This window comes from Pseudotamlana agarivorans (assembly GCF_018860245.1).
Classification (GTDB): Bacteria; Bacteroidota; Bacteroidia; order Flavobacteriales; family Flavobacteriaceae; genus Pseudotamlana; species Pseudotamlana agarivorans_A.
In genome coordinates, this window is record NZ_JAHKPD010000001.1 from 41,124 (window position 1) to 65,872 (window position 24,749).

General features: G+C 34.4%; 23 protein-coding genes. 10 read left to right on the forward strand and 13 right to left on the reverse strand.

The window, feature by feature from the left end; translation table 11 throughout:
- Positions 1 to 8: 8 nt before the first annotated feature.
- The 5 genes from mreC to def all read left to right on the forward strand — a co-directional run bounded on the left by mreC (position 9) and on the right by def (position 5,227).
- Complete coding sequence (mreC, locus tag KO493_RS00170) at positions 9 to 833, forward strand: rod shape-determining protein MreC (protein ID WP_216065935.1); 825 nt, start codon at positions 9 to 11, stop codon at positions 831 to 833.
- Entirely contained in the window at positions 826 to 1,332 is a 507-nt protein-coding gene (locus KO493_RS00175) for a rod shape-determining protein MreD (protein ID WP_216065936.1), read from the forward strand. Before mreC ends, KO493_RS00175 begins: the two co-directional genes overlap by 8 nt.
- The gene (mrdA, locus tag KO493_RS00180; RefSeq protein ID WP_216065937.1) at positions 1,329 to 3,266 is read left to right on the forward strand and encodes a penicillin-binding protein 2; all 1,938 of its coding nucleotides are present in this window, start codon (positions 1,329 to 1,331) and stop codon (positions 3,264 to 3,266) included. The genes KO493_RS00175 and mrdA overlap by 4 nt, the downstream gene beginning before the upstream one ends.
- Positions 3,267 to 4,544 (forward strand): rod shape-determining protein RodA, encoded by a 1,278-nt coding sequence (gene rodA, locus KO493_RS00185; protein ID WP_216065938.1) that lies wholly within the window; start codon positions 3,267 to 3,269, stop codon positions 4,542 to 4,544.
- A gap of 155 nt (positions 4,545 to 4,699) precedes the next feature.
- Positions 4,700 to 5,227: a peptide deformylase gene (gene def, locus KO493_RS00190; RefSeq protein WP_252723117.1), complete on the forward strand. Its 528-nt coding sequence runs from the start codon at positions 4,700 to 4,702 to the stop codon at positions 5,225 to 5,227.
- Here def and gldC read toward each other — a convergent pair.
- Both gldC and gldB read right to left on the reverse strand, forming a co-directional pair.
- Positions 5,224 to 5,562, reverse strand: a complete 339-nt coding sequence (gldC, locus tag KO493_RS00195; protein ID WP_216065940.1) for a gliding motility protein GldC — start codon at positions 5,560 to 5,562, stop codon at positions 5,224 to 5,226. The genes def and gldC overlap by 4 nt on opposite strands.
- Positions 5,562 to 6,536, reverse strand: a complete 975-nt coding sequence (gene gldB, locus KO493_RS00200; RefSeq protein ID WP_252723118.1) for a gliding motility lipoprotein GldB — start codon at positions 6,534 to 6,536, stop codon at positions 5,562 to 5,564. The genes gldC and gldB overlap by 1 nt, the downstream gene beginning before the upstream one ends.
- A 74-nt stretch (positions 6,537 to 6,610) precedes the next feature.
- On the opposite strand from gldB, the gene nadE reads away from it, so the two are divergent.
- Together nadE and KO493_RS00210 are read left to right on the forward strand one after the other, a co-directional pair.
- On the forward strand, positions 6,611 to 7,399 hold the full coding sequence (nadE, locus tag KO493_RS00205) for an NAD(+) synthase (RefSeq protein ID WP_216065941.1): 789 nt from the start codon (positions 6,611 to 6,613) through the stop codon (positions 7,397 to 7,399).
- Between the two features lie 102 nt (positions 7,400 to 7,501).
- The gene (locus KO493_RS00210; RefSeq protein WP_216065942.1) at positions 7,502 to 8,131 is read left to right on the forward strand and encodes a response regulator; all 630 of its coding nucleotides are present in this window, start codon (positions 7,502 to 7,504) and stop codon (positions 8,129 to 8,131) included.
- On the opposite strand, the gene dnaG is transcribed toward KO493_RS00210, so the two are convergent.
- Positions 8,126 to 10,084 carry a DNA primase gene (dnaG, locus tag KO493_RS00215; RefSeq protein WP_216065943.1) on the reverse strand — a complete coding sequence of 653 codons (1,959 nt, stop codon included), beginning with the start codon at positions 10,082 to 10,084 and terminating at the stop codon, positions 8,126 to 8,128. The two genes, KO493_RS00210 and dnaG, sit on opposite strands and share 6 nt — an antisense overlap.
- A 257-nt stretch (positions 10,085 to 10,341) precedes the next feature.
- Between dnaG and KO493_RS00220 the strand changes: the two genes are divergently transcribed.
- From KO493_RS00220 to KO493_RS00230, 3 genes are read left to right on the forward strand one after another with little or no spacing between them, the layout of a single operon-like run.
- Positions 10,342 to 11,784, forward strand: coding sequence for a circularly permuted type 2 ATP-grasp protein (locus tag KO493_RS00220; protein ID WP_216065944.1), 1,443 nt, complete (start codon positions 10,342 to 10,344; stop codon positions 11,782 to 11,784).
- Positions 11,785 to 11,798: 14 nt separating this feature from the next.
- Positions 11,799 to 12,725, forward strand: a complete 927-nt coding sequence (locus tag KO493_RS00225) for an alpha-E domain-containing protein (RefSeq protein WP_216065945.1) — start codon at positions 11,799 to 11,801, stop codon at positions 12,723 to 12,725.
- A gap of 5 nt (positions 12,726 to 12,730) precedes the next feature.
- Complete coding sequence (locus KO493_RS00230; RefSeq protein WP_216065946.1) at positions 12,731 to 13,681, forward strand: transglutaminase family protein; 951 nt, start codon at positions 12,731 to 12,733, stop codon at positions 13,679 to 13,681.
- Between the two features lie 174 nt (positions 13,682 to 13,855).
- Here KO493_RS00230 and KO493_RS00235 read toward each other — a convergent pair whose 3' ends face one another.
- The 10 genes from KO493_RS00235 to rsgA form a co-directional block, all read right to left on the reverse strand.
- Positions 13,856 to 14,833, reverse strand: a complete 978-nt coding sequence (locus KO493_RS00235; protein WP_216065947.1) for a polyprenyl synthetase family protein — start codon at positions 14,831 to 14,833, stop codon at positions 13,856 to 13,858.
- 47 nt (positions 14,834 to 14,880) lie between these two features.
- Positions 14,881 to 15,921, reverse strand: a complete 1,041-nt coding sequence (rlmN, locus tag KO493_RS00240; RefSeq protein WP_216065948.1) for a 23S rRNA (adenine(2503)-C(2))-methyltransferase RlmN — start codon at positions 15,919 to 15,921, stop codon at positions 14,881 to 14,883.
- A 122-nt stretch (positions 15,922 to 16,043) separates the two neighbouring features.
- Positions 16,044 to 17,093, reverse strand: a complete 1,050-nt coding sequence (gene queA, locus KO493_RS00245) for a tRNA preQ1(34) S-adenosylmethionine ribosyltransferase-isomerase QueA (protein WP_216065949.1) — start codon at positions 17,091 to 17,093, stop codon at positions 16,044 to 16,046.
- 80 nt (positions 17,094 to 17,173) lie between these two features.
- Entirely contained in the window at positions 17,174 to 18,397 is a 1,224-nt protein-coding gene (locus tag KO493_RS00250; RefSeq protein ID WP_216065950.1) for a 3-phosphoshikimate 1-carboxyvinyltransferase, read from the reverse strand.
- A 34-nt stretch (positions 18,398 to 18,431) separates the two neighbouring features.
- On the reverse strand, positions 18,432 to 18,758 hold the full coding sequence (locus KO493_RS00255) for a nucleotide pyrophosphohydrolase (protein ID WP_216065951.1): 327 nt from the start codon (positions 18,756 to 18,758) through the stop codon (positions 18,432 to 18,434).
- Positions 18,758 to 20,773, reverse strand: a complete 2,016-nt coding sequence (locus KO493_RS00260; RefSeq protein WP_216065952.1) for a DUF3857 domain-containing protein — start codon at positions 20,771 to 20,773, stop codon at positions 18,758 to 18,760. Before KO493_RS00260 ends, KO493_RS00255 begins: the two co-directional genes overlap by 1 nt.
- The gene (locus tag KO493_RS00265) at positions 20,773 to 22,686 is read right to left on the reverse strand and encodes a DUF3857 domain-containing protein (protein ID WP_216065953.1); all 1,914 of its coding nucleotides are present in this window, start codon (positions 22,684 to 22,686) and stop codon (positions 20,773 to 20,775) included. Before KO493_RS00265 ends, KO493_RS00260 begins: the two co-directional genes overlap by 1 nt.
- Before the next feature lie 76 nt (positions 22,687 to 22,762).
- Positions 22,763 to 23,287, reverse strand: a complete 525-nt coding sequence (locus KO493_RS00270; RefSeq protein ID WP_216065954.1) for a metal-dependent hydrolase — start codon at positions 23,285 to 23,287, stop codon at positions 22,763 to 22,765.
- Positions 23,287 to 23,739, reverse strand: coding sequence for a D-aminoacyl-tRNA deacylase (dtd, locus tag KO493_RS00275; protein ID WP_216065955.1), 453 nt, complete (start codon positions 23,737 to 23,739; stop codon positions 23,287 to 23,289). Before dtd ends, KO493_RS00270 begins: the two co-directional genes overlap by 1 nt.
- A complete protein-coding gene (gene rsgA / locus KO493_RS00280) occupies positions 23,736 to 24,686 on the reverse strand; it encodes a ribosome small subunit-dependent GTPase A (RefSeq protein WP_216065956.1) in 951 nt (316 codons plus the stop codon). Before rsgA ends, dtd begins: the two co-directional genes overlap by 4 nt.
- Positions 24,687 to 24,749: the final 63 nt, after the last annotated feature.

Consider the following 24,749-nt stretch of genomic DNA (forward strand, 5'->3'; position numbering starts at 1 on the left):
TTTACACCATGCAACAAATTATTAATTTTATAATTCGGTTTAAAAACTTTTTGTTGTTTTTGCTTCTGTTTTGTATCGCTCTTGCGTTTACTATTTTATCACACTCGTATCATACTAGTAAATTTATAAATTCGGCTAATTACCTTACAGGTGGTTTTTATGAATCTTTTCATCACATTAGCCGTTACCTGGATTTAAATGATCAAAATGATTTACTAGCTGAAGAGAATCGTGCATTACGTGATTTATTATTCAACCAGAGCGTATTAGGGGATTCAACATACATCGATACGGCTTCATACAACACAGACTATCGGGTATATAGTGCTCAGGTTATAAAAAACAGTTACTCCATTACAAATAACGTGCTTACTTTAAACAAAGGTAAGGTTGATCATATACAGCAAGATTATGGGGTTATTTCTTCCAAAGGAATTATTGGTATCATTGAAAAAACCAGCACGAATTATTCCAGTGTTTTATCTATTTTAAATACTACAAGTCGTATTAGTGCGCAATTAAAGAAAACAAATCATTATGGTACTTTAGTTTGGGAAGGTTTGTCGCCCGAATTTATAAAACTTATAGATATCCCAAAAGTCGCTCCTGTAAAACCAGGAGACACCGTTATTACATCAGGAAGATCTTCTATTTTCCCTAAAGGGGTTCAAATAGGTGTTGTTAACGATTTTAAATTAGATCAAACCGAAAACTATTATGAAGTCCAAATTAAATTATTCAACGATATGACCAATATTGAACATGTTTATATCATTGAAAATTTAAATTCAGAGGAAATTAAAAGCTTACAAAGGGAGAGCACAGATGAATAGTATTCTATCCATACATACCGTACGATTTATTGTTTTAATAGTACTACAAGTTTTATTATTAAACCATATCAATTTTTTAGGATATATAAACCCTTATATCTATATTTTATTTATTGCTTTATTTCCAATAAAAAACAACCGCATTACGCTAATTATATTGAGTTTTTTATTAGGAATAATCTTAGACATCTTTCTAGATTCTGGAGGAATCCACGCTGGAGCTTCTGTGTTTATTGCCTATGCTAGACCTGTATTTCTAAAGTTTGCCTTCGGGACGATGTTCGAACATCAACTTATAAAATTTAATATGGTGGAGTTTACATCAAAACTCATTTATTTCACACTACTTACTGTTACTCACCATTTTATTTTATTTTCCTTGGAAATATTTAGCTTTTCTAAGATTTTATTAATACTTGAAAAAACATTATTTTCAAGTATTTTCACTATTTTATTAAGCATCATACTAACTATCATATTTAGTAAAAAATTTAAATGAGACAATTTTTACTTTTCATTACTATAATCGTTGTTGGTCTAATATTCATTTCAAGACTCTTTTACCTGCAGGTTTATACTACGGGATCACACAGTCTATTTGCAGATAACGCCATAAGAAAAGTTTACGATTACCCTAAAAGAGGATTTGTTTTCGATAGAAATGGAAAGCTATTAGTTTCGAACCAGCCTTCATATGATGTCATGATCATCCCTAGAGAGGTTGAAGAATTGGATACTATAGAATTTTGTAACCTTTTAAAAATAGATAAAGACAAATTCTTAGATAAGTACAAAAAGGCGAGACACTATTCACCAAGATTACCATCTGTTTTTGTTTCACATCTTTCTAAGGAAGACTACGCAGTTCTACAAGAAAAAATGCGTAAATTTCATGGCTTTTACATCCAAAAACGTTCGTTAAGACATTACGAGGCCAATATTGGAGCAAACGTCCTTGGAGACCTTGGAGAAGTGAACAATAGAACTATTGAAAAAGACCCTTATTACAGAATGGGTGATTTAATAGGAAAACAAGGGATTGAGGCTTCTTATGAAAAAACACTACGTGGTGTAAAGGGAATTAAATTCATACAAAAAGACCGATTTAACAGGAATATAGGGCCTTATAAAAACGGGGAATTTGATACCATCCCAGAACCGGGCAAAGATATTACCATTACCATTGACTCCGATTTACAAGCTTATGGTGAGCTTTTAATGCGTAATAAACGTGGTGGTGTTATTGCAATAGAACCTGCTACGGGTGAAATATTAGCTATGGTGGCTGCTCCAACTTACGATCCGAATATATTAGTTGGAAGAGATCGTTCTAAAAACTTCACTAAACTTTATAATGATTCCATAGCAAAACCTCTTTTTAACAGGAGTTTGCAAGGGGTTTACGCTCCTGGTTCTCCATTTAAATTAATGAATGCTTTAATTTCTTTACAAGAAGGTGTCATGACGCCTAAAGAGACCGTAACTTGTTATCGCGGTTACCATTACGGTAGAAGTTTTATGAAATGTCACTGTGCTAGTGGAACAAGAAATAACATGATATCTGGAATACAACATTCTTGTAATGCGTATTTTGCTACCGTGTACCGAAAGATACTTGATAAAAATGGTAATGCTTCCAAAGGGATCGATGTTTGGAGTGATCATGCCAAAAGTTTTGGATTGGGTAAATTCTTAAACAATGACTTATATGTTGGTCAGAAAGGAAGAATTCCAAATCGCGAATACTATAAATATGCTTATCCAAAAACATTCTATTCTACCTATACCGTATCAAACGCTATTGGTCAAGGTGAGGTAGCAACAACACCCATACAATTGGCAAACATGGCAGCTGCTATTGCTAATAGAGGTTATTTTTACACCCCACACATTATAAAAAATATTGAGGACGAAACCCTTCCTGAGCAATTTACCAAACCTAAGTATACTACGATTGATAGTAAACATTTTGACCCTGTTGTTGAAGGCATGCATGAGGTTTACAAACGAGGAACTGCAGCCTCATTACAAGTTAAAGGCATCGATATTTGTGGAAAAACAGGTACGGTTGAAAATTTCATCAAACTGGATAGTGTTAAAATGCAATTAACAGATCACTCGATATTTTTAGCCTTCGCTCCTAAAGAAAATCCGAAAATCGCGATCTCTGTTTTTGTTGAAAATGGATATTGGGGAAGCCGTTATGCTGGTAAGATTGCCAGTTTAATGATAGAAAAACATTTAAAAGACAGCATTACTAGAACCGATTTAGAAACCTGGATTCTTAAACATAGCTTAGAGAACGAATATGCTAAACCTTATTCAGGAAAACCTTTCGGAATAAACGGTCGTTCTGCTTTTCAGGTAGTAGATAACGAAGAATACACCGAATTAAGAGCCTTACTTGAAAAAATTAATAACCCAGAAAAATAAATGGTTAGAGAAACGAATAGATACTTTAAATTCGATTGGATTACAATTCTACTCTTCTTTTGCTTAGTTGGCTTTGGATGGCTTAATATATTGTCGGCTTCGCATGTGGGAACCGAGATAAATTATTTCGACTTTTCTCAGCCTTTTGGAAAACAACTCGTTTTCATCTTTTGCACGATGGTATTAATTACGCTATTGCTGGCGATTGACGCTAAATTTTACGAACGTTTTGCCAGTATTATTTTTATTGTTTCTATGCTTTCACTCGTTGGCTTATTTGCCTTTGGTAAAAATGTAAATGGAGCTACCTCCTGGTATGGCATAGGTAGTTTCACCCTCCAACCAAGTGAATTCGCTAAAGCCGCCACCGCACTAGCAGTTGCGAAGTATGTAAGTGACTTAAACACTAATTTGACATTCTTTAAAGACCAGATCAAGGTCTTTGCTATTATTGTTACGCCTGCAATATTAGTTTTATTACAAAATGACACTGGTAGTACGATAGTTTACGGCGCATTCTTTTTCGTTTTATACCGTGAAGGTCTACCAAAATATTACTTAAACATAGCCGTATCATTAATTTTAATCGCGATTTTATCATTAAAATTTGGGGCTATAGCAACTTCTATCATTGCTGTTCTTGTAGCTGTGGCTATCTATTTTTTCAGTAAGAAAAGATTACGAATACATTATATTGCCATGTTCTTAGCCGCTGCCATTGCCGTGTCTTTTAGTATTAAATTATTTTACAACAATGTATTACAACCCCATCAAAAAGATAGAATAAGTCTTTGGTTAAACCTTGAAAAAGACCCGATCAAACTTGATCAAATGAAAAAAACCTTTGCTTATAACCTTAATGAATCTGAGAAAGCTATAGGGAAAGGTGGACTCTGGGGCAAAGGGTTTATGCAAGGTACAAGAACTACAGGGAAATTTGTACCTGAGCAACATACCGATTATATCTTTAGTACTGTTGGTGAAGAATGGGGCTTTTTAGGAAGTAGCATGGTAGTCATAACTTTTGTTTTACTCCTATTGCGAATACTCCATTTAGCAGAGTTACAGAAATCTCAATTTAGTAGAATTTACGGTTATAGTGTTGCTGCCATTGTTTTCATTCACTTTATGATAAATATCGGAATGGTTATGGGCTTAATCCCAACTATTGGTATTCCATTACCTATGTTTAGCTACGGTGGTTCAGGACTTTGGGCATTTACCATATTAATATTCATTTTTGTGAAATTAGACTCCAATAGAATTAATGAATGGTAATTTATTATTGTGTCTTTACTAGAATAAAGAAATACGTCTATTCAAAATCAATTTTCCACTTCAACAAATCACTACTGTATTTGTTATTTACCCTATTGGTATCAGTTAGTTGTTCATCTTCTCATTCATTTACGGAAAATGAAACTAAGCTTATCATGAGTGCCGATAGTTTAACACCTATGCGTGTTTATAAAATTACAAACCCAGAAGATTCCCTATTACTTAGAACACGAAGTAGTAAAATAAAAGCAAACCCCAACAATCCAAATATTAAACATTTTGTAAGCAGACTTTTTGCAACAGTTAGAGATAGTGTATCGTTAGGTGTTGGTATTGCCGCACCCCAAGTTGGCATTTTAAAAAATATTATTTGGGTGCAACGTTTTGATAAAGAAAACATCCCCTTTGAAGTGTATTTAAATCCGAAAATCACCAAATACTCCAAGAATAAACAATCTGTAAGAGAAGGCTGTTTATCCATCCCTAACCGTAGTGACGTATTAAATTGCAGATCTCATCAAATAGAAATCGAATACGACACTATGGAGAACGAACACAAGCAAGAAACGATAGAAGCATTTACTGCTGTTATTTTTCAGCATGAAATTGATCACCTGAATGGCATTCTTTATTTAGACCATTTGGAAAAAGAAATTCAAGAAGCTAAAACTTTGAAAGATTAGTCTTTTTTAAGTTCCAACTTTTCAGCAAAATAATCACTAAAATCTTTCATTGTTGCGCTCATTTTATCATCTTGGGTGGCTTTGTAAAATGTATCACTCATCGCTACTAATGTTTGATGAAAAAACACTTTCATTTCGTCTACTGGCATATCTTTGGTCCATAAGTCGATTCGTAAAGTCTCTTTTGTTTTAGAATCCCAAACGGCAAGCATCATTGCTTTAGCCTCCTCATTGGTGATACCGCCATCTTCAGCTGTCCAATGCAACTTTTCCGGCACACGGTTTTCATCAAGTTCTACGTTAAGTTCTATTTTAGATTGGTGTGTATTAGCCATTATTTTTTTGGTTTAAACTTTGAATTATTAAAAATGTCTTCACTATTTTTTATCAGCATATCTCTTAAAGTCACCTCATTATTTTCCATGTAGGCGCGCACAATTTGCCATCCTATATATTGTCCAACACGCCCTGGTGAATTGGCATCAATATCTTCAAGATAAAATTTTGAAAAAGGCGCAGGGTTTATAAATCGTGTGGGTAATTTGGAATCGGTACTGTAAAGAAGTTCTCGCTCAACAAAATAACGCCAAATATAACTTTCATTGGTTTTGGCCCAGTCCAATTGTACCTGACTATATCCAATACGCTCAGCTTCAGATTTAAATGGTACAACAGCATCTTTGAAATAGAGTTGCTTTCCGAAGAAAATCATTTCATCTAATAAGGATTTACGTTTAGCCTGATAAATGTATTTTTCGGAATAAGCATCTGCCAAATCAACAACAATTTGTTCTGGGTTAAGGCTTTTTCGAAGATACGTCGGAATACTTCCGTAGAATTTATGATCGGTACCCAAATAAGCATCTAATGCAATTACAGCAATGGTATCGGTAACAATAACACGGTTTCGGTAATCAACATCGTTGGTAACGGTTATCAATCTTGGCGTTTTAAACTCTGGGAAATAGTATTTCAGATGATTGAACAAGGATTCAATTTCAAACTCTGAAGTTTCAAAGGAAGCAAATGATTTATGAACTTCATTAAACAATTCGATTTGTAAGGAATCAGACTTTTTCTCTATCCAAAATTCATCTGGATAGCGATTTGAAAACATAAAGGGATAATCCGATTTTAAATTTTCTAAACCTTCTGGTGTTACTTTCGCAAATAACCTATCGAAACGTTCTACCTTAATATCTGTGTTTATTTGAGCAATCTCATTTTCTAGAGCATCTTCAGTTTTACAAGAAATCATTGCCGCTAAAACAAACACCATCAATAATTTCATTAAAAACTTAAAGCTCATAAATTTTTATAAATTAAGTGTTTGGGTTATTTTTGTTTGCAAAGGTACTATTCTTTGACTTAAATTCATTTAAAATGCAAACAGAAAAAGTAATTGATCACATTGTAAATTGGCTAAAAGATTACGCAACTAAAGCTGGAGTAAATGGTTTTGTAATAGGGATTTCTGGAGGAGTTGATTCTGCCGTAACCTCAACATTATGCGCCAAAACAGGACTAAATGTTTTGTGTATTGAAATGCCTATTCATCAAGCTGAAAGTCATGTTTCTAGAGCACAAGAACATATAGCACAGCTTAAAGCGCGTTTTGATAATGTAAGTGAGACACGTACCGACTTAACTCCTGTATTTGAAGAATTTAAAACTGAGGTGTTTTTTGATGGTGACCAAGCTACCGTAGACATGGCTTTGGCCAACACAAGAGCGCGTTTACGTATGACTACTTTATATTACTATGCTGGATTATACGGTTTGCTTGTTGCTGGAACAGGAAATAAAGTTGAAGACTTCGGAGTGGGCTTTTATACAAAGTATGGCGATGGTGGTGTGGATTTAAGTCCGATTGCCGATTTGATGAAATCTGACGTTTTTGAATTAGCAAAAGCCTTAAATGTACCAGAATCGATTTTAAATGCAACCCCTAGTGATGGATTATTTGGTGATGCTCGAAGTGATGAAGATCAAATTGGAGCCAGTTATCCAGAGCTTGAATGGGCGATGCAAAAAGACGCTGAAGGCAAGGTTTTAAGCGACTTTTCTGACAGAGAACAGGAAGTGTTTAACATTTACAAACGTTTAAATAATGCCAACAAACACAAAATGATTCCTATACCAATCTGCGAAATACCTACAAATTTGTCATAAGAATTGCAATTAATGTAAAAAATCATTACTTTTGCGGTAAGCTTAATCTCTCAATATAACTTGCTCTCTAACTTAGTTATATTTAAAAAAGCTCTCTTGATTATGATAAATTTATTAATAGCAGACAATCATCCGATTACCAGAAAGGGACTCGAAGTACTTTTCTCGGCATCACCCAACATTAATATTGTTGGTAGCGTAGACGATGGCGACGCCATCCTCGAATTTGTAAAGAAAAACCCCGTAGACATTATTCTTACTGAAACTGATTTCCCAAGATTAAACGGGTTAACAGTTTTACGGTATTTAAAGAATGACTACCCGGACATTAAAACCATTATTTTTAGTGCTCAACCAGAAGAAGTTTATGCCATTAACGCTATAAAAGCTGGCGCTGCAGGTTATTTAAACAAATCTGTTAATGTAATTACCATTAATGAGGCTATAATGAAAGTTCATGACGGTGGTATTTACTTAAGTAACGATTTAACCCAACAATTAGCGTTTGGTTCTAGAGTAAACAAAGGTGGTGCATTTTACAAAAAACTTTCAACCAGAGAATCTGAAGTTTTAAAACTTCTAACTATTGGTAAGAAAAACAAAGAAATATCTAAAGAATTAGATATAAACGAAAAAACAGTAAGTACTTATAAGGCCCGTTTAATGCGCAAATTAAAAGTAACGAACTTGGTAGATTTAGTAAACCAAGCAAAATTAACGCAGGAGTTATAAAACCCGGTTAAGTTTTCTTGACAACAACATTTTTAGACTCGAATAGTCTTTTACTTCTTCAAGTATATTTCTATTCGTGTCTATTTTGTTTTGTAAGGTTTCCTGCTGGAAGCCTTTTACTTTTTGATCGATTAAGAAACAACGTAAACTCAATATCGTTTCACTTACTATTTGGGCAATAGTCACTTCCTTTTCTTTGGGAAATATATCCATACGATTCCAATCGTCTAGACTATAACGCTCATCCTCCATTAAAATAGTGGTAATTTCATTAGCCATATCCTGATCTACTGAATTCACAAAAGTTTTTAGATCAAACGCTGCATCTTGATTTAGTCTATCTATAATCGTATAGTAAAGTATTTTGAACTGCGGATTACTAAATTCCATTTCATCATCCTGTAGGTCTAAAAATATTTTCTCAAAAACTTTAGCTTGCTGAATTACCGGTTCTAATTCCAACTCCCCCTTTTCATTTTCTTTAAAAACCAGATCTTCAAAATCCTTTGTTTTACTTCCGTAAAGTAATAAAAGCTCAATAATTTTACGCTCTAAAATGTATTGCACATCAACCTTTTCTTGTGGGGCTTCATGTTTAATAACCTCAAAAGCTTTTTGATCAGATTGTGTTTTTTTATGTTCCTCTTGAGTTTCCTTTTTATCAAGCTGCGCCAAAGTAGTAAATAAAACTTCCTCACTTATATCCATGATTCGCGCACATTCCTGAATATAGATTTCCTGTTTAATACGGTCTGGTATTTTGGAAATGCTCATTATTATATCACGAACTGTTTCAGCTTTTTTTATAGGATCATTTTTTGAATCTTCAAATAAAACAGAAGCCTTAAACTGAATAAAATCTTTGGCATTTTCATTAAGATAAGTCCCTAATTCTTCAAGTGTATTTTGTTTGGCGAAACTATCGGGGTCTTCTCCTTCTGGAAAAGTACACACCCGAACATTCATACCCTGTTCTAGAATTAAATCAATTCCACGAAGGGAAGCACGCATCCCTGCAGCATCACCATCAAAAAGTACCGTAATGTTTTTTGTAAGCCTATTAATTAACCTAATTTGCTCTGAGGTTAAAGCCGTTCCAGAAGAAGACACGACGTTGTGAACTCCCGTTTGATGAAACTGGATAACATCGGTATACCCTTCAACTAGGAAGCAATTATCTTCTTTAGCTATACTTTGTTTGGCTAAATGAATACCATACAAAACTTTACTTTTATAATAAATTTCACTCTCTGGTGAATTTACATATTTCGCCGCTTTTTTATCGGTGATGAGTATCCGTCCACCAAAACCTAATACGCGACCACTCATACTCTTTATTGGAAACATCACGCGGCCTTTGAATCGGTCGAAGCGCTTATCTTCCTTAACTATGGTGAGTCCTGTTTTGGCTAAATAATCAATATTATAACCTTTTTTCAAGGCCTCATCGGTAAAAGCTCGCCATTCGTTTAAAGAATATCCTAAATCGAATTTTTTAATAGTTTCTTCGGTGAACCCACGTTCTTTAAAATAACTAAGTCCGATAGACTTGCCTTGATCGGTTTTATGTAGTATGTTTTTAAAATATTCACTAGCAAATTCACTTACCAGATACAAGCTCTCTTTTTCGTTTGCTTTCTCCTTTTGCTCGTCGGACTGTACCGTTTCTTCAATTTCGATATTATACTTTTTCGCTAAATACCTTAAGGCTTCCGGATAGGTAAAATGTTCATGTTCCATCAAAAATGAAACCGCGGTCCCGCCTTTTCCTGTTGAAAAATCTTTCCAAATTTGCTTAACAGGAGACACCATAAAACTAGGTGAGCGTTCATCGCTAAAAGGACTTAATCCCTTAAAATTACTCCCAGCCTTTTTTAATTGTACAAAATCGCCAATAACTTCCTCTACACGAGAAGTTTCAAATATTTGATCTATGGATGATGGTGATATCAAGGCCTAGTTTTATAAGTTAATTGCAATATTAGAGAATTCCGATTGTAAAATTAAGCATAAACTGAGTTGAATCATAATTTCAATTTCAACTATAAAACGACGACCAAAAATATATAATTCACAAATTTTAGAGTCCAAAATCTAATTTACGAATATTATTATCAGTGTTTTTTGAATTTTACAGATTAATTATTTGATAACACTGTAATTCATTGAATTTAATTCAAAATTAACTATCTTTAAAAAAAGTCAAGCTGATGACTAACAAACAATTATTTTCTTCATACCAATTACTTCCTAACACTTGGGATGAAATGTATAGCGATACATCCAACATTCGCTCACAGTACGAAATCATTAATGATTACCTGCGCAACACCTCTACCAAGGTATTATACAAAAAGGAAGAACTATCGCGGCAATTATTTATGAGTCAAGGTGTCACTTTTACGGTTTATAACGATAAAGAAGGGGTCGAGAAGATTTTTCCATTTGATATTGTTCCTAGAATCATTACAGCTTCTGAATGGGAACACATCGATATAGGCATTAAACAACGTTTAAAAGCGTTAAACCTATTTATTAAAGATATTTATCATGATCAATTTATAATTAAAGATGGTATTATCCCTGCCGAACTTATTTACTCCTGCCCTTACTTTCTTCGTGAAATGAAGGGCGTTAAAGTGCCTCATGATATTTATGTTCATATTGCTGGAGTAGATTTAATTCGAAATAGCGATGGTGAATTCTACGTACTTGAAGATAATTTACGCACCCCTTCAGGTGTGAGTTATATGCTTGAAAACAGGGAGATTTCAAAACGCATTTTTCCAGGTATATTACCTAAAAATAATATTAGACCCGTTTCAGATTATCCTAATTTATTATATAAGAAGCTTAAGGCACTCTCCAACCAAAGTGACCCGAACATTGTGCTTTTAACACCAGGGATTTACAATTCGGCATATTATGAGCATACCACCTTAGCCAGACTTATGGGTATTGAACTTGTAGAAGGCAGTGATTTAGTGGTCCAAGACCATGTGGTTTTCATGAAAACAACTAGTGGCTTAAAACGCGTAGATGTGATTTATCGCCGTGTGGATGATGATTTCCTAGACCCCTTAGAGTTTAACGCGTCTAGCACTTTAGGTGTAGCCGGTATCATGGCAGCATACCGAAACGGTAATGTTAATATCGTTAATGCGCCAGGAACGGGAATTGCAGATGATAAAGCCATATATATTTATGTACCCGAGATGATTCGTTACTATTTAAATGAAGAACCTATTTTAAAGAGTATAAAAACATATCAATTAGCCCATGCTGAAGACTATGCTTATGTTATTAAAAACATCAAAAAAATGGTATTGAAAAAAACCGATGGTAGTGGCGGTTATGGCATGCTTATGGGCCACGAAGCATCAGATGAAGAAATCGCAGATTACATCAATACCGTTAATAAAAAACCTGAAAATTTCATTGCACAACCCATATTGAGCTTATCGACAGCCCCCTGTTGTATTAATGGCGTATTATCTCCTAGGTGTATTGATTTAAGACCATTTGCATTAACAGGTCCAGATGGTATAGATATTACACCGGGTGGTTTAACCAGAGTTGCCTTAAAAGAAGGCTCGTTGGTTGTAAACAGTTCCCAAGGTGGTGGCAGCAAGGACACCTGGGTTATTCAATAATTAAAACATAAAATATGCTTAGCAGAGTAGCAAATAATTTAATTTGGTTAGAAAGGTACATGGAGCGTGGCAATGGCATATTGAGTTTACTAAAAGTAAATTTTTATGCCAACCAAGACTCACCTGAGCTTTTTCCATGGACGCCAATTATAAAAAACTACAGTGACTTTAATAATACGTTTTACACAGAAAACACCGTGGATTGTCTAGATTTCATGATTTTTAATAAAGATAATGCGAATTCAATTGTAAATATTGTAACTAGGGCTAGAGAAAACGCCAGAAGTGTTCAAGAGCATATATCTAGAGAGTTATGGATTTGCGTAAACAATTATTATCTTTTTTTAACAAAAAAAGGGTTGCGCAAAAAACTAAAAAATGAAGACTCTATAGATTTTCTTGATAACCTAAGAAACTACCATTTGATGTTTTACGGTGTTATGGATATTACCCAAGAACGTGGGGCGCCTTACTATTTTCTTAATTTAGGAAAGTTTCTGGAGCGTATGATTTTAGTTTCCGATTTCACTGAACTTAAACTCACCGAAATAGCAAAAACAACAGATAAATTAGAACAGAGTTTTTATTGGAAAAACCTACTACTTTCTATGGGCGGTTATCAGTTATATTTAAAAAAATATAAATCGGCTTTTAAAGAAGACCATATTATTTCCATGGTTTTTCAAGAAAAATTATTCCCAAGATCGCTGTACTACTGCGTGAACAAATTAAACCTTAGTGTTAGCAAACTTATAGAAGGTGGTCAACTCGATAAAAATTACATTGAATTTTCTTTAGGAAAACTTGAAAGCACCATTAAATACACCTCTATTGAAAGCATTAACAAACAAGGTCTCGAACATTTTATAAACGAAATAAAACAGGATATTCATGAGATATCAATGAGTATAAACAAGATTTATTTTTCAGAAATAACCTAACCATTATGCCAACATTTTATATCAAACATATTACGGAATACAACTATAGCGATTCAGTTTATGATGCCGCCAGTCAGATGATGCTTCATCCTATACAAGATGCGTATCAAAACATTCCATCACATACCCTCAGTATTACCAATAACCCTACCATTGAAACTCGTAAGGACTTCTACGGTAATACCGTTGGCACCTTCATGATTATTGAACCACATACTCAATTATCTATAATTTCTGAAGTGGAAGCTGTGACGTTTGAAAAGTCGCTCCCCGAGGATCAAGCACCGTTGGAACAACAATGGGACACCTATAAGCAATTAAAAAACAATCCGTTATTCATGGATTTTTTAGACTATAAACCTTTTGACGGCTCCCATGAAATCACAAACCTTATAGAAAGCAAAGGCCTACGTCGCACCACCCCATTTAAAGCTTCTATGGCACTTTGTGACTATGTGTTTAACAACTTTAAATACATTCAAGGCATCACTAATGTAGACTCCAATCTCAATGATATCTGGACATTAAAAGCAGGTGTGTGCCAAGACTTTAGCATTTTACTCATTCAATTGGTTAGAATGTTAGACATACCCGCTCGCTATGTTAGTGGCTACATCTGCCCTAATGATGATAATTCAAGAGGCGAAGGTGCTACTCATGCTTGGGTGGAAGTTTACATGCCGTTTTATGGTTGGCTAGGACTGGACCCAACAAATAATGTTATTGCGAATCAATTCCATGTACGACTTGCGGCAGGCCGAAATTTTAAGGACTGCACCCCTGTAAAAGGCGTTTATAGTGGGCAAGCCGAAGAAGATTTATTTGTAAAAGTTGAAATTAATACCACTAAAAGCATTATTAACGATACGGCCTTCTCCCAAAATGAGGGCGAACATGTAAAACACCGTAACAGTTATAGGCAAAGTCTTAAAAATATGCCTAACCAGCAGCAGTAATGCGTATATCTGTTTGAAGTTTCAGGTTTCAACTAGGCGAATAAAGACATAAATGAGTCTTCAATAAAGAATGAAAAGTTAAAAATAAAAACGGGCAACTCTATTTAGGAAAGTACTCGTCAATAGTCAATAGTCAATAGTCAATAGTCAATAGTCAATAGTCAATTTAATAAACTATTTCTTCCTGTCAATCACATAGTTAACCATAAGTTCTAGTGAAGATTTAAATTCGGAACTTGGAAATGTATTTAATAGCTGAAGCGCCTCATTTTGAAATTGCTTCATTTTTTCAACGGCATAGTCCAAACCACCATTGTCCTTCACAAATGCAATCACCTCTTTAACACGCCTTGTGTCCTTATTATGATTTTTAATGGAGTTAATTAGCCATTTTTTTTCTGCTTTAGAAGCATGGTTAAGCACATAAATTAAAGGCAAAGTCATTTTTTGTTCCTTGATATCAATTCCTGTAGGCTTTCCTATTTTAGCGCTACCATAATCAAACAAATCATCTTTTATTTGAAAAGCCATACCAATAAGTTCTCCAAATTTACGCATGGTTTCTACATGTGTAGATTCAGGCTTTACAGAAGCGGCTCCTAAGCTGCAACATGCTGCGATTAAGGTTGCCGTTTTCTGACGAATAATTTCATAGTAAACGTCTTCAGTAATATCAAGTTTTCTTGCCTTTTCAATTTGAAGCAATTCACCCTCACTCATTTCTCGAACGGCAATCGATATAATTTTTAACAAATCAAAATCGCCATTATCAATAGATAAAAGGAGGCCTTTTGAAAGCAGAAAATCACCAATTAAAACGGCAATTTTATTTTTCCAAAGGGCATTTACAGAGAAAAATCCGCGACGACGGTTACTATCGTCTACCACATCGTCGTGAACTAAAGTAGCTGTATGAATGAGTTCGATAACCGAAGCACCACGATAAGTGCGCTCGTTCACTTCGCCATTGGACACCATTTTAGCCACTAAAAACACGAACATCGGACGCATTTGCTTCCCTTTTCTATTAACAATGTAAGTGGTTATTCGGTTAAGTAAAGCGACTTTACTAGACATTGACAACAGAAACTTTTGCTCGAAAAGGTCCATTTCAAAGGCTATAGGTTGTTTAATTTGCTCTACTATTTTCAAACGTTGGAATTATGAGTATTCAAATATAAGTGATAGAAAATAATTTTTTAAGATTTATTCGCTAATTGTCCGCATGCCGCATCAATATCTTTTCCGCGACTGCGACGCACATTCACCACGATTCTATTCTTTTCTAAAGTTGAAATATAATTTTCTAAGGCCTCATTGGTAGCTTGCTGAAATTCCCCATCATCAATAGGGTTGTATTCGATGATATTTACTTTACATGGCACATATTTACAAAACTTAACAAAGGCATCAATATCTTTTTGACGATCATTAATACCATTCCAAACGACATATTCATAGCTTATTTTGCGTTTGGTTTTTAAGTACCAATACTCTAAAGCTTCTCTCAAATCTTCTAAAGGGAAAGTTTCATTAAATGGCATAATAGATGTTCGAACCTCATCAATAGCCGAGTGTAAAGACACGGCTAAATTGAATTTCACTTCATCATCGGCCATTTTTTTAATCATCTTTGGTACGCCTGAGGTAGAAACGGTGATACGCTTTGGTGACATGCCAAGACCTTCATCGGAAGTAATTTTATCAATAGCTTTAATCACGTTATTATAGTTCATGAGAGGCTCTCCCATACCCATAAAAACGATATTACTTAACGGACGATTATGATACAATCTACTTTCATTATCAATCGCCACTACTTGATCGTAAATTTCATCTGGATTCAAGTTTCTCATGCGTTTTAAACGTGCCGTTGCACAAAATTTACAATCTAAACTACAACCAACCTGACTAGAAACACAAGCCGTAGTACGGGAAGCTGTAGGGATTAAAACCGACTCTACGATTAAGCCATCATGCAATCGCACCGCATTTTTTACGGTACCATCGTTACTGCGTTGCATGGTATCCACTTCAATGTGGTTGATAACGAAATTCGCCTCAAGCATATCACGTGTTGCCTTTGAAATATTTGTCATATCATCAAAAGTATGTGCTGCTTTTTGCCATAACCACTCGTAAACTTGATTGCCACGAAAGGCTTTATCACCTTCCTTTACAAAGAAATCTCGAAGTTGCTCTTTAGTTAATGCGCGTATGTCTTTTTTTCCTGTTGCCATAAGAGTTGCAAAAATAGTGAAAGCAAATTAGAATACAGATTTGAAATGAATACATTCATCGTGTGCAAAAAAAAAGAGCCCCTAAAAAAGAGGCTCCTATTATATTTTAACGTTTTTACAAATTAGATGATTAACATCGCATCACCATAACTGTAGAATTTGTAGCCTTCTTTTACAGCTTCATCGTAAGCACGTTTCATAAAATCGTGACCAGCAAATGCAGAAACCATCATTAATAATGTTGATTTTGGCGTATGGAAGTTTGTAATCATACTGTTAGCGATGCTAAATTCGTATGGCGGGAAGATAAATTTATTTGTCCACCCTTCAATTTCATTTAAACGACCACTTGAAGACACCGCACTTTCAATAGCACGCATAGCGGTTGTACCTACGGCACAAACACGACGTTTTTCTTCAATACCTTTATTAACGATACCTACCGCTTTTTCGTCTATTTTAAGCTCTTCACTATCCATTTTGTGTTTCGATAAATCTTCAACCTCAACTGGATTAAAAGTCCCTAAACCAACGTGCAAAGTAACCTCAGCAAAATTAACACCTTTAATTTCTAAGCGTTTTAATAAGTGTTTTGAAAAGTGAAGACCAGCAGTAGGTGCTGCTACAGCCCCTTCATTTTTAGCGAAAATCGTTTGGTAGCGCTCTTCATCTTCTGGTTGTACGTCTCTTTTAATATATTTAGGAAGTGGTGTTTCACCAAGTTCATTTAATTTTAAACGGAATTCTCTGTAAGACCCATCATATAAGAAACGTAAAGTACGTCCTCTTGATGTGGTATTATCAATAACCTCTGCTACTAACGTATCATCATCACCAAAATAAAGCTTATTACCAATTCTTATTTTACGTGCTGGATCTACTAAAACATCCCATAGGCGTTGCTCTTCATTTAATTCTCTTAATAAGAAAACTTCAATTCTAGCGCCAGTTTTTTCTTTATTACCATATAAACGTGCTGGAAAAACTTTAGTATTATTCAGAATTAAAACATCATCCTCTTTAAAATAGTCGATCAAATCTTTAAACATCTTATGTTCAATAGTTTGCTCTTTTCTATTTAAAACCATTAAACGAGATTCATCTCTATTTTCAGCAGGAAATTCTGCTAATAATTCATCAGGTAATTCGAAACCGAAGTTTGATAATTTCATAGGTGTTGTTTATTATTTTTTATGAGAAAGCTGCAAATATACAATCTGCGAATAGGCCTTGTCAAGTAAATAGGTGATTATTATTTAGTTATTTGAAACCCTATAGCTTCAAGGTCTTCCCAAAATGTAGGGTATGACTTTGAAACCACCATAGCATCTTCAATAATAATTGGCACTTTTAAAGCCATAGGCGCAAACGCCATAGCCATTCTATGATCGTTATAGGTTGCAATTGGCACTAAACTATTAAAATCTTTAGAAGCCTTTAAATGTAAAGATTCATCAGTAATTCTAACCTCTCCTCCTAATTTTTCGATTTCAGTTTTTAGGGCAACCAATCTATCGGTTTCCTTAATTTTTAAAGTATGTAATCCTGTTAAATAGCAAGGCATTCCCAAGGCAAAACAAGATACCGCGATCGTTTGTGCGATATCTGGTGCGTTTCTTAAATCTAAATTCAAGCGATCAACTCCTTGCCTTTCCTTGTTTATTGTTAAAGCATTTCCATCAAAAGTCGCCGAAACTCCAAAGTTTTTATAAATTTCAATTAAAGCGGAATCGCCTTGTAATGAATTTTCTTTGTACGATGAAATCGTAACTTCTGTACCAATGTCGCTTAAGGCCACAATACTAAAGTAATAAGACGCCGAAGACCAATCGGATTCTACCGTTAAGGTTTTGGGTGTTAATTTTTCAGTAATCGGTTTTACGGTAATAACCTGACCTTCAAATGATGATTTTACGCCAATTTCATCTAAAAGCGCTAAAGTCATTTTAATATAAGGGACTGAAGTTATTTCACCTTCTAAAGTTAATTCTATACCATTTTCAAGTTTTGAAGCAATTAACAACAAGGCTGAAATATACTGACTACTTACATTAGCATTTAGGGACACCTTATTTTTTAACAGTTTTTTACCCTTAATTTTTATAGGCGGAAAACCTTTGTTTTCAACATAACTAATTTTAGCGCCTAAGGCTTTTAATGCACTTACCAATATTTTAATTGGACGCTCCTTCATACGTTTTGATCCCGTAAGAATCGTTTCACGACCTTCTTGAATGGAGAAATAAGCGGTTAAAAAACGCATAGCTGTTCCAGCATGGTGAATATCAACAACAGTTTCGGTTGAACTTAATGCATTTGTCATTAAATTACTATCATCTGAATTTGAAACATTTGCCAGTTTAAATTCTGGATATAAAGCTTGAAGAAGTAACAACCTGTTCGATTCACTTTTAGAACCAGTTATTTGAACAGAAGATTGTTTTGCTATTTTAGATTTTTGAAGCGTAAAGTGCATATTCGAGATATTTCTTTTTAGAGAAGCGGTAAATTTACTTTAATTTTTCGTTATTATGATGCCGATCATGGTCTCGTTTTGCTTTCTTATCCATTCTTTTATCGAATGCTTTTTGCAAATCTACTCCTGTTTGATTGGCTAAGCACAGTACGACAAATAAAACATCGGCTAACTCTTCACCTAAATCTTTATCCTTGTCGCTTTCTTTTTCGCTCTGTTCACCATAACGTCTGGCGATAATACGGGCAACTTCCCCTACTTCTTCAGTTAGTTGTGCCATATTAGTTAATTCATTAAAGTAACGAACACCGTGCTCGTTAATCCATTCATCTACTATTAATTGCGCATTTTTTATGTCCATTATATTCTACTTAAAACGATTTGCTCACCTTGTTTATCTACGAGTTGGCTAAAATACGTTTTTAATGCCGCATAATAAACTGGTGTAATTACAGATTCGCTAATATGAGTTTCTACCGCCAATTGCACTTTATTCCCTTGAGGTAAAATATTATATTTAAAAAGCCCCAAATCATCTGGCATCATAAAAGCTCCAGCCTCAGGAATACTCTCAATTTTATAACCTTCCGGAATCGATACTATAATTTTACAACTGGTTACCGAAGGATAAGCAAAATCGACAGGATACTCACGATTTTCTAATTTAAATGGATTTTGCGTATCACGTAAAAAGAACATCGGTGAAAAATATATTTTATCACCTATAATGTCGGCTTGATTCTCTTTTACAAATTTATAAGACTCTCGTACTGGTTGAGATAGATCTAAATCATTTTTTACAGCATAATCTGAAATCTCCATACCATCATATTTATTCTCCAAACGTTCCAAATAATCATCCAAATTAACACCAATATAATTTTCTCTAAACTCCAATGCTTTATGAGTCGTTTTCATTGTTCTACAAGCGCCTTCTATACTCCCATCTTCTTTCAATTTTGCCATCATGAAGATGGTATTCTTAGATTTTTCCTTTGGATATAAATCAATTAACGTAGACCCTCCGTGCTCTGAAATCATTCGACCTTGCCAGTTTAATGCTTTTGTTGGTAATACATTTGGAACTGCATACTTATTTGTGGCATCTAAAAGCATGTCTCCCTCAGGGAATCGAATGCAACTTACCACATAATTATACCCTTCTCTTGTTGGGAAAATTGGGATACCATGACTTCTCGTACTTACTAAAACCGGGTAAGCTCTTAATCCTGCATAACGCAACATAGATGTAAGCATCAAGTTTATTTCGGCAACATTACCTACGTGATCTTTGTATGCGCTTTTCACACCTTGATTCGTATAAAAACTATGATAATTATTCCATTTCATCCTAGATTTCACGAAATCGAATATTAAATAAGCTCTTTTAACAGGATCTGAAATAGACCCTATTAACGCATCAATATCTTTTTCGTAATAACCACTTTTATCCAATTCATCACCAAAACTTGAACTTTCATAAATTGTTTTAACAACATCTTCCCAAGTCGTAGAATAATAATCTACCGAACTATTAGGATAGTGCGTATAAGACAATTCGTATTTAACTCCTGATCTGTAGTTATCAATATTACTCACATATGGTTCCTCCTTTAACGCTGGAATATTTAATAGATCATATGATGTCTTATTTGTTAAATGAGTCACTTCTTGAGTATACCTCTCCTTTTTCACACTACTCGTTCCAGCTTCCCCAGTATTATTACTTACACCATGATACACGAATTTATCATTTAGTCTTTCTGTTTTTGGTGTTACAGGTAAGTAGCCTTTAACATTCTTTTTGTAAACAAAATATTCTGGTGCTTCAAAAACGGCCTCTAATTTTTTAATAGGAATATCTTCTTGAAAAACGTACTCATCAATATTTGTTATAAAAGGTGAAAATATTTTATATCGATATTCTACGATGCACCCGTTTTTTATATTAGGCAAGGTAAACTTAAGCTGATCCCAATATTTTGAAGTTTCCGTTTTAAAAACAGCATCTTTACTCATCTTATCTTCTATAATTTTTCCATCTATTAAATTATAGGTATAAGCTTTTAATCCACTAACTTCCTCTTCATTATTTCTACTCTTATACAGTGCAATTTGCTTTGTCGCGTATTCGTAACCTTCTTGATTGTAAATTTTAACGCGTTCGTGAACTTCAGTAACGACGTTAAATCCATTCTGGGGTAAATATTGAAAATGTGTTTTTCTGTTTTTGTACAAATAACTTGCCGTTGCCGATGAATCTATAGGGTTGATGACCTCTTGCAATTCTTCTTTAGATACTTTTCCAAACTTATAGTTTTGTGAAAATGCCGTTATTGAAATAAGTAAAGCTAATAGGTTAAAAGTGATTCTCATTATAATTTCTTTTTTATTAATGCTATTTTTGAGTTGTCTAGTTGTGCTACTTTTTTATAAAAATTTCTGAATGCACTATAATCTTCCTTAGGAAAATCACCATCGTTAACTATGAATTCGCGCTTATAAACGAGCGTGTTTTCATTTTTTTCTTCTAATTCAACTTTATAACTTCCAAATTTATTTTCGATTAGCGCATTATTGGGTTTTGCTTCAATTTGATAGCCTGCAGGAAGTTTTATTTCAACCTCATCAACATCTTTAAAACCTCTACTTATTTTAAGTGGCCATTTTCGGTTTCTATACCTATCTGGAATCTCTGTGTTTCTATTCACCGCATTTAAGGTAAGCAACAGGCGGTCTCCTATTTTTTTAGCATAACCTCCTGCCTGAAAATTGATATCTTCTATAAATTCTGCAGTTGACTTGTTGTTTTCAATATGCATGTTATCAATGGCCATGCGATTAAGGTATTTCCAACGATTTTTATAAGCTTTGTCTAACTCACGCTTGGTTTCAACTTCTAAATTATATTTATCGCCATACTGAATTCCTTTTGAAATCACTTTTACCTTTGCAGAGATTCCTCCATCGTTTTGCACTTCGTATTGCGCTTTAATGGTTTGAAAATTCTCTTCAACGGTGTATTTTTTTGTGTGTTTAATTTGTGCTCCTTCAGGCGTAATCACTAAAACATCTCTATCATCTGTAAAAACACCAATAAATCCGAAAGGCAGTTTTTGACTCGTACATTCTAACCAAACATCTTCACCTTCCGTAGGAATATTTAGAATAACATGATTCCCTTGCATGGAAGCAAAATCGGGTTCGAAACTACGTTGGGATGCCCTAGCATAAACCACCGTGTAATTAGACTTAATACCTACAGCCTGCAAAAGTGCCAACGTATAATTTGTTAACCCTTTACAATCGCCATATCCCAAAGCATCAACTTCTGAAGCGTTAAAGGGTTTCCAACCACCAATACCTACTTGAACACCTATATAACGGGATTTATTCTGAACATATTCGTATATTTTTTTAGCTTTAGAAAGATCGTCTGGCTCATCTTTTACCAGCTCCTGCATTTTGATTTTTGTAGCTTCAGACAAATCATGAGTGTCTTTAATTAAATCGTGATACATCCATTTTCCAAAGTCATTCCAATTTTCAACTTTTGTTTGCACACCCTCCAATTGAAATTCTGTAGAGCGTACCAGAACCATCGGGGCAATATCAAAAAAACCAGGACTATAATCTTCCTGTTTGAATGCCTCAATATTTTTAACTTCAAAATAAATTTCACCATCACCTACTTCCTTTTCTAAATTGAAATTCTCGAAGTTCTTTTCCTTTGACTTAATGTTTATATGCTCAGGATAAGTAATCCTATAGCTGCTCTTTTCTACACTTACCAAATAATCTTTTACCGGCATAAACGACCGAATAAAAGCGGTGTTTTTATTTACAATTTCATAATTAAATTCTACTGTATAAGGATACTTTATGGGCGTGTAGTTATAATATTTTACACGAGAATCTGAATAAAGTGTACCACCAGGAACAGCGCTTACATCCTTAAAATCATTTTCCTTTATTTTATCAATGAGAATTCCTGAGGCATTATAGATTGACACTTTTAGGTCCTTAATTTTAATATTAGGATCATAATAGACATGTGCATCGACATGCCTGTCTCCCCTTTTATTTAAAACAGTGATGATTTTTCTACCTTGAACATGCATTTCGGATTCTGAATCTATTATTACAGATTGTTCATTTAGTCGAATAACCGCATTAGAATTGGCTGAAAGCTCACTAGGAATAGTGATTACTGGGTATAGATTTTCTTGGCCGAAAACCAGCATAGTAGTGAATAGAATACAAATATTCACAGAGAATTTTAAATTCATCTTAGGGCGTTAGTATGTAAGCATAAATGACAAATGGTTAGTTTATCACAGCTTATTATTTTGAAAAAAATTAATGCTACTTTTTTGAGAGATGGTTTCTTAAAATTTTTCGTACGGCCAATATAAGAAAAACAGGGATAACTATATAAACAAATTCACTGAAAAGCACTTTCAAACCCCACTCTGAAAAAAACCGTTCCACCCCAATAGGTGATACTTTTATGGGTGTAAACGGAAAGAAATACCGTGAATTATCAAAAGGAATAAAGAAACCAACGCCTTTTCCTCCTGAAGTCATGGCATCTAACAGGCCATGAGATAAAGTAGCCAGTAAAATTACTACAAACCATATTGCTTTATTCCTCCTACCTAAAGTCACCATAAGAAGGAGCGCCCAAAGAAAGGCAAACACAATAGAATGCGTAAATCCGCGATGCCCTAAAACATGCTCGTATGGAATTCCGAAACGGAATGCGACAACATCAAAATCGGGTAAAATAGTTGAAAATATAGCTAAAAGAAGTAACCATTTTAAATCTTTCTGATCTGCTAATTTGGTTATTGCATACCCAACTATACCATGACCAAATATTGACGCCATTATGCTTTACTTTTAGAATCTATGATAATAGTTACCGGTCCGTCGTTAAGAAGTTCTACCTTCATATCTGCTCCAAACTGGCCAGTTTGCACGGGTTTCCCTAAATCTTTATGAAGTTGTTTTACAAAACTTTCATACAATGGAATAGCCACATCTGGCTTTGCTGCTTTGATATAACTTGGGCGATTTCCTTTCTTGGTGGCCGCATGCAAAGTAAATTGACTCACTACAATAACGTCGCCATCAATATCTTTTATTGAATGATTCATAACGTCTTTGTCGTCTTCAAAAACACGAAGATTCACTATTTTATTAGTTAGCCATATAATGTCTTCGGCGGTGTCTTCTGAAACTATACCCACAAGAATTAAAAACCCTTGATTGATGTTAGCGACTTTTTCACCAGCAATAGTCACACTGGCTTTAGAAACACGTTGAATAACTATTTTCATTCTTTATCCCAAATATCGGTTCTGTAGTGTTCATCTTCACCTTCAATAATTTGTAAATAACTACGATAACGCGAGTATTCTAACTCATCATTATCTAAGGCTTTTTTTACAGCGCAATGGGGTTCTTTAACATGGAGGCAGTTATTAAACTTACAATCTTGTTTTAGTTTGAAAATTTCAGGAAAGTAATCACCAACCTCTTCTTTATCCATATCAACAACACCAAAACCTTTAATACCTGGAGTGTCTATTATCTTAGCTCCAAAATCTAAATCGAACATTTCAGCAAATGTCGTGGTATGTTGCCCTTGCATGTGCTGAGAGGAAATGGCCTTCGTTTTAATATTTAAAGTTGGCTCAATAGCATTAACAAGGGTTGATTTCCCTACTCCAGAATGTCCTGAAAACATACTCACTTTATCTTTCATGAGCGTCTTAACCTTATCGATATTCTTGCCTGTTACCGCAGAAACACCAATACATTCATAGCCTATTTTCCTATAAATATGCGCCAGGTATCTTACCTCATCTAGCGTCTCCTTATCGTATACATCTATTTTATTGAAAAGTAAAACAGTTTTAATCGAATAAGCTTCTGCCGTTACCAAAAAGCGATCTATAAAGCTACTTAAGGTAGGCGGATTATTAATGGTAATCATTAAAAAAACCTGATCTAAATTCGCTGCAATAATATGCGTTTGCTTGGACAGGTTAACCGATTTTCTAACAATATAATTGCTTCTATCATGAATATTATGAATGACCCCAGATTCCTGATTGTTATCTGTTTCTAATTCAAAATCGACAAGATCACCAACGGCTATTGGATTGGTACTTTTTATACCTTTTAAGCGGAATTTTCCTTTTATACGACACTCATAGGTATGCCCTAATTCATTTTTTACCGTGTACCAGCTGCCTGTAGATTTGTATACTTGTCCTGTCATTTATAAACTCTATTATACCAATTTAACTGTGTAATGTCGTATTTTTAATTTGAATTATATGCG

Excerpts from the sequence above, each read along its gene's own strand:
- rsgA (WP_216065956.1), bottom strand. The coding sequence starts at position 24,686 with ATGACAGGACAAGTATACAAATCTACAGGCAGCTGGTACACGGTAAAA.
- mrdA (WP_216065937.1), top strand. The coding sequence starts at position 1,329 with ATGAGACAATTTTTACTTTTCATTACTATAATCGTTGTTGGTCTAATA.
- rodA (WP_216065938.1), top strand. The coding sequence starts at position 3,267 with ATGGTTAGAGAAACGAATAGATACTTTAAATTCGATTGGATTACAATT.
- mreC (WP_216065935.1), top strand. The coding sequence starts at position 9 with ATGCAACAAATTATTAATTTTATAATTCGGTTTAAAAACTTTTTGTTG.
- KO493_RS00270 (WP_216065954.1), bottom strand. The coding sequence starts at position 23,287 with ATGGCGTCAATATTTGGTCATGGTATAGTTGGGTATGCAATAACCAAA.
- KO493_RS00175 (WP_216065936.1), top strand. The coding sequence starts at position 826 with ATGAATAGTATTCTATCCATACATACCGTACGATTTATTGTTTTAATA.
- KO493_RS00260 (WP_216065952.1), bottom strand. The coding sequence starts at position 20,773 with ATGAGAATCACTTTTAACCTATTAGCTTTACTTATTTCAATAACGGCA.
- KO493_RS00250 (WP_216065950.1), bottom strand. The coding sequence starts at position 18,397 with ATGCACTTTACGCTTCAAAAATCTAAAATAGCAAAACAATCTTCTGTT.
- KO493_RS00255 (WP_216065951.1), bottom strand. The coding sequence starts at position 18,758 with ATGGACATAAAAAATGCGCAATTAATAGTAGATGAATGGATTAACGAG.
- dtd (WP_216065955.1), bottom strand. The coding sequence starts at position 23,739 with ATGAAAATAGTTATTCAACGTGTTTCTAAAGCCAGTGTGACTATTGCT.
- def (WP_252723117.1), top strand. The coding sequence starts at position 4,700 with ATGAGTGCCGATAGTTTAACACCTATGCGTGTTTATAAAATTACAAAC.
- queA (WP_216065949.1), bottom strand. The coding sequence starts at position 17,093 with ATGAAATTATCAAACTTCGGTTTCGAATTACCTGATGAATTATTAGCA.
- KO493_RS00220 (WP_216065944.1), top strand. The coding sequence starts at position 10,342 with ATGACTAACAAACAATTATTTTCTTCATACCAATTACTTCCTAACACT.
- gldB (WP_252723118.1), bottom strand. The coding sequence starts at position 6,536 with ATGAGCTTTAAGTTTTTAATGAAATTATTGATGGTGTTTGTTTTAGCG.
- gldC (WP_216065940.1), bottom strand. The coding sequence starts at position 5,562 with ATGGCTAATACACACCAATCTAAAATAGAACTTAACGTAGAACTTGAT.
- KO493_RS00210 (WP_216065942.1), top strand. The coding sequence starts at position 7,502 with ATGATAAATTTATTAATAGCAGACAATCATCCGATTACCAGAAAGGGA.
- KO493_RS00230 (WP_216065946.1), top strand. The coding sequence starts at position 12,731 with ATGCCAACATTTTATATCAAACATATTACGGAATACAACTATAGCGAT.
- nadE (WP_216065941.1), top strand. The coding sequence starts at position 6,611 with ATGCAAACAGAAAAAGTAATTGATCACATTGTAAATTGGCTAAAAGAT.
- rlmN (WP_216065948.1), bottom strand. The coding sequence starts at position 15,921 with ATGGCAACAGGAAAAAAAGACATACGCGCATTAACTAAAGAGCAACTT.
- KO493_RS00225 (WP_216065945.1), top strand. The coding sequence starts at position 11,799 with ATGCTTAGCAGAGTAGCAAATAATTTAATTTGGTTAGAAAGGTACATG.
- KO493_RS00265 (WP_216065953.1), bottom strand. The coding sequence starts at position 22,686 with ATGAATTTAAAATTCTCTGTGAATATTTGTATTCTATTCACTACTATG.